The organism is bacterium (genome assembly GCA_021108215.1).
GTDB lineage: Bacteria > Oederibacteriota > JAAXVQ01 > JAAXVQ01 > JAUVAV01 > JAIORK01.
The window spans coordinates 1-4,365 of the sequence record JAIORK010000065.1; the positions used below are offsets into that span (position 1 = coordinate 1).

The window sequence follows — 4,365 nt, forward strand, 5'->3', positions numbered from 1 at the left end:
CCTCTCGTTTCCCGATTGCTTCAACTCCATTCTAACCTTTCCTCCTGATTGGAGGTCCGACATTATTTATACCCTTACATGATGGTGTGTCAAAAAATAGTATTGTGCTCGATACGGACATCCTGTCTAAAAATCCGGATGTAACAAAGCAGGGCGTGATAAATCACGCCCTGCTAATTATTTGCTTTTTAAGAAAAACCAGGTATACTTAATAAAAATTTTTATAAAGGAATGCAACGTATGTCAATCTCCAGGTTTGCCATGACCATGACCGCCTTACCGCTAAAAGCGCATTTGCCGTTTTTGGCCAAAGGCATTGTCATGTCCATGGGTGATAAGGGACTCTGGCGAATTTGCCTGACCCGAAATAACCTGGAGAGAGAGAACACCTGAATTGCAGTAAATCAAACGATTTTAAAAAGGGTAGCCGTCTTTCCAGGTGAAAGCACAGCTACCCTTTTTTTATTTTAGAATGTCTGGAGTGATTTGTATGAGAAAGTCTGGATTGATTTATTTACTAACCATTTATATTGTCTGGGGAAGCACCTATCTCGCCATGCGCGTTGGTATCGCGCCCGGGAGTGGCTTCACCGTATTTTTTTTTGGGGCGGCTCGTTGTTTAATTGCCTGTATATTGTTAGTCGGTTTGGCAGCGCTAACTTCAGGATTTGTTTTTCCCAAGCCTAAGGAATTTGCCAAACTGGCAGGGACCGGTTTGGCCATGTGGATCGGGGCCCATGGGTTGGTACTCTGGTCCGAGCAGTATGTAGCTTCCGGATTTGCTGCGGTAGCAGTTAGTGCGGTGCCTCTGTGGGTCTTGATCATCAGTATGATTTTGGATAAGGCTCTGCCACGAATCAGCCATGTCCTTTACATCGGTATCGGGTTTGTCGGTGTGGGTGTGCTTATGTTTCCCGAGTTGCAGTCCCAGCGGATCGGTAGTGTCCTGGCACTGGTTTACCTGGTGGCCGCGACTGTGGTTTGGGCTGCTTGTGCGGTCTATCTGAAAAGGAAACCGATCCGTTTGCCGGCTTTTACTATTTCCGCCTGGCAGCATCTTTTTGGCGGATTGGGTTTCTTATTGATTGGGATACTTAGGCAAGAGCCGGTTCCTGCACCCACAAACGAGGCGATGGCAGCACTCGTTTTCTTGGTGATCTTCGGTTCAATCATTGCCTTTACCTCGTATATCAAGGTGCTGACGCTTTTGCCGACTGAGTTGGTCACCACCAATACCTATGTGAATCCAGTGATTGCGGTTTTCTTGGGATGGCTGATCCTGGATGAGGTAATCACTCTCTGGACCGTTCTGGCAATTGGATTGGTCGTTTTTTCTATTGCCGGTATAATGAGGAATAATCGAATTTAAAGACTTGGGAGACAGGGCATTCCGTTCCAACCGGGATGAAAACTAGGGACGTTGATTCTTAAGCTATTTTGATTTTCGGACGCATTCTCAGAAGTAACGTCCTCCTTTGTCATCAACCGTACGCTGGTGCGTTGTGAACAGGAGAGGGCAAAGGGTGAATGAGTGTGCAGCGGGATAACCCTTTCGTTCCTGTTTGCTGTTTGTTCGCGCAAAGAAAATCTGATCAAAGGGTTAAGCACTGATTTTATTTTCGATTCTTTTCAGCGTGAGACGCTACTGATTTTTTATAGGTAAGGCCCAGATATAATATGGTTTCCGCTCCGTTTTGAGTAGCAACCTTAATTGTTTGACCGCCATAATTTCTTTCAAAGCCCGGAATAACGGCAGTGGTGTCATCTTGGGGAAGCAACGGCTGATTATTCCACAGCAGAAACCCATTTCGCATTGCCAATTCCGGCTGAAATGCGGAATACGTTTTATCCAAACATTTATATTTGCCTAACCGTTTTTTCCAAGCATCGGAAATATGAACTTTATTAATTTTCTTTCCTATAATTGCTTTATTTCCCTCTTTCTGATCTAAGTGATAGATATATATTTCATTGTTCCATTCCTTGATGCCGATTTGATAATTGTTAATCACATACGGAAATATTCCCAAAACATTAAACTGTAGTGAAAATAATCCCTCCGGGTGAGCTACCAGGTTCAATTTTTTGTTACGTATTCTGCATTGCAACCTGTTGTTTTTATTGATGATTTTTACATGCCCACTGTCCATCACCGTATATTCGCCGGTGTATTTCTCCAACTCACCTGGGGATAATTTAATTCCAGCAGGCTTTTTTAGCTTGGTTGGGGGAGGCGTTTTGCCGGTTTTAATCTCGTGCGCCAATTGAAGTGTTGCTTCAGCAATTTTTCTATTGATGACTGCTCCGGTGCTGGAATTACTAAGTACAATAACCCCCAATTTTTGTTTAGGCATGATAGCCAAAATACTATGAAAATACCGGGTTCCGCCGGTATGCCAGACTACTTTCCCGGCATAGTCCAAGTTCGGCCAGCTTAAAAACCAGTTCAATCCCAGGTGATAATCGAGATCCAACTTTACCTGCAGATTTTGAGGGGTGAACATCTCCCGCAGACTGTCTTGTTTTAAGATGACGTCATCACCATTTCTTCCCCCCGCATGTATCATTTTTATGAATTTGCACATGTCATGAATAGTGGAATAGATACTGCCGGACGGCACCACCCGGTCCCAAAATTCCTCGGTTTGAGGTTTTCCATGATCGTATCCTTGGGCTAATTTTTCTTTAATATGCTCATTTTTAAAATATGAAGTATCGCTCATGTGCAAGGGTTCAAATATATTTGCTTGCATATAATCATTAAAATCCGTCTTGCTGCGGCTTTGCAGCAAAAGCCCTAAAAGCTCGACAGCTAAGTTTGAATAGCTGTATATATAGTTAACCGGAAATGAGGCATGTATATTTTTCAAATCATCCAGGATGGTTTCCAGTGATTTGTTTTTGTCCTGATTTTTTAAGAACATGTCACCTGCGGGCAATCCGGAGTGGTGGGTCATTAAGGAGCGAACGGTTATGGGATTCGAATAATTGTTGATTACGTTAAAGTCAGGAAGATAGGTTTTTATAGGGTTATCGAGCTCAATCTGATTTTGTTCCACCAACTGCATCAGGCCCACAGCTGTAATCACTTTGGAAACAGAACCGATTTTAAAAACAGTTTCCGGTCCCGCCAATTTCCCGGTTTTTTCATCCGCATACCCAAAGCCTTTAGCCCAAATAATTTTTTGATCATCCACCAGTCCTATGCTTAATCCTTTTACCTGATGTTCGCGCATTTCTTTTTCAATCAACCATGACAAATGTTTTTTAAAATAGGTGTAATCATGGAGTGTCAACACCGTTGGTCTAATTGGTGTCTGAGTGCATCCGGATGCCATAATTAACCATCCGGATATCGCCACCCAACAAAATATTCTGTTGCTTTTCCCGGCCATAATTTCAGCTCCTTTAATTTTAAACTATGATACTTTGGATACAAATAATTTGAAAATGCTTTCCCCTTATAGTTGCATAAGAAGTCCCGAGAAATAAATGGTATAATAAGAACGTAAATGTATTTACCGGTGTTGAATTCCCCGGAGGAATAATCATTCGCCCCCATAATGAATAAAAAGCGAGGATGAAATGACGCGCAACTTTTTTACAAACATGATTATTTTGAGTTTGCTGGGTTTGGTTGTAGCCGCACAGGCAAATACGATTACAGCGGATACCGATACAATTATGGCGCAGGTGAAACAACGGGCTGAGGAAGTTGCGGCCCAAGCCAAGATGCTGACCTATGTTGCGGATTCGAAGACCGAGGTAAAAAAGAAGGACGGCAAGTTGGAGCGCCTGGTGGAGAGCCGGAGAAAGGTGACCTATACGCCGCCGGGAAAGGTTGCGATGATATTTGAGAGTATACGCATTGATGGCCGCGACTTGGATCAGGAAGAGATGAACAAGGAATTGAAGAAAAGCCGGAGAGAAGACGGGCTATCGCCTTTTGTCTTGAGTGAAATGTCCAAATATGCCTTTACCGTGCTTGGCGAGAAAATTTTTGAGGATCTTCCTGTGTGGGAAATAGCTTTCAAACCTTTGCAGCCGGCTAAAGGCTTGACCATCGGAACGGCTTACCTTGATCAAGCCACCTATGATGCGGTGTGGATGACATTTTCACCTGCGAAACCGCCCGGCATGGTGAAGGAGATGAAAGCGGAAATGTTTTATCAAAAAGTCAATGATTTCTGGGTGCCCAGCCGATTTACCATGCATATGCGGATCAATGTGACTTTTATTTTTACTTTGGCGGATAAGCTGATTGATATCGAGGAGAACTACTCAGAGCACAAAATAACGTTCCACTGATGGGTGCCGGAGTTTTGCGCCAGGCCAAGTCTGGACAAAGGGAATGAGGTGGGAAGT

The 4,365-nt window shown here is 43.6% G+C and carries 4 protein-coding genes; 3 read left to right on the plus strand and 1 reads right to left on the minus strand.

Going from position 1 to position 4,365, the window contains the following annotated elements; translation table 11 throughout:
* Positions 1-240 precede the first annotated feature (240 nt).
* Together K8S19_13795 and K8S19_13800 are read left to right on the plus strand one after the other, a co-directional pair.
* A complete protein-coding gene (locus K8S19_13795) occupies positions 241-393 on the plus strand; it encodes a hypothetical protein (protein MCD4814750.1) in 153 nt (50 codons plus the stop codon).
* A gap of 97 nt (positions 394-490) precedes the next feature.
* Complete coding sequence (locus K8S19_13800) at positions 491-1,369, plus strand: EamA family transporter (GenBank protein MCD4814751.1); 879 nt, start codon at positions 491-493, stop codon at positions 1,367-1,369.
* 244 nt (positions 1,370-1,613) lie between these two features.
* Here K8S19_13800 and K8S19_13805 read toward each other — a convergent pair whose 3' ends face one another.
* A complete protein-coding gene (locus K8S19_13805) occupies positions 1,614-3,395 on the minus strand; it encodes a beta-lactamase family protein (GenBank protein MCD4814752.1) in 1,782 nt (593 codons plus the stop codon).
* 190 nt (positions 3,396-3,585) lie between these two features.
* Between K8S19_13805 and K8S19_13810 the strand changes: the two genes are divergently transcribed.
* Entirely contained in the window at positions 3,586-4,308 is a 723-nt protein-coding gene (locus K8S19_13810; GenBank protein MCD4814753.1) for a hypothetical protein, read from the plus strand.
* Positions 4,309-4,365 lie beyond the last annotated feature (57 nt).

Bases quoted from the DNA above. Each gene is read 5' to 3' on its own strand.
- K8S19_13795 (MCD4814750.1), top strand. From the start codon at position 241: ATGTCAATCTCCAGGTTTGCCATGACCATGACCGCCTTACCGCTAAAA.
- K8S19_13800 (MCD4814751.1), top strand. From the start codon at position 491: ATGAGAAAGTCTGGATTGATTTATTTACTAACCATTTATATTGTCTGG.
- K8S19_13805 (MCD4814752.1), bottom strand. From the start codon at position 3,395: ATGGCCGGGAAAAGCAACAGAATATTTTGTTGGGTGGCGATATCCGGA.
- K8S19_13810 (MCD4814753.1), top strand. From the start codon at position 3,586: ATGACGCGCAACTTTTTTACAAACATGATTATTTTGAGTTTGCTGGGT.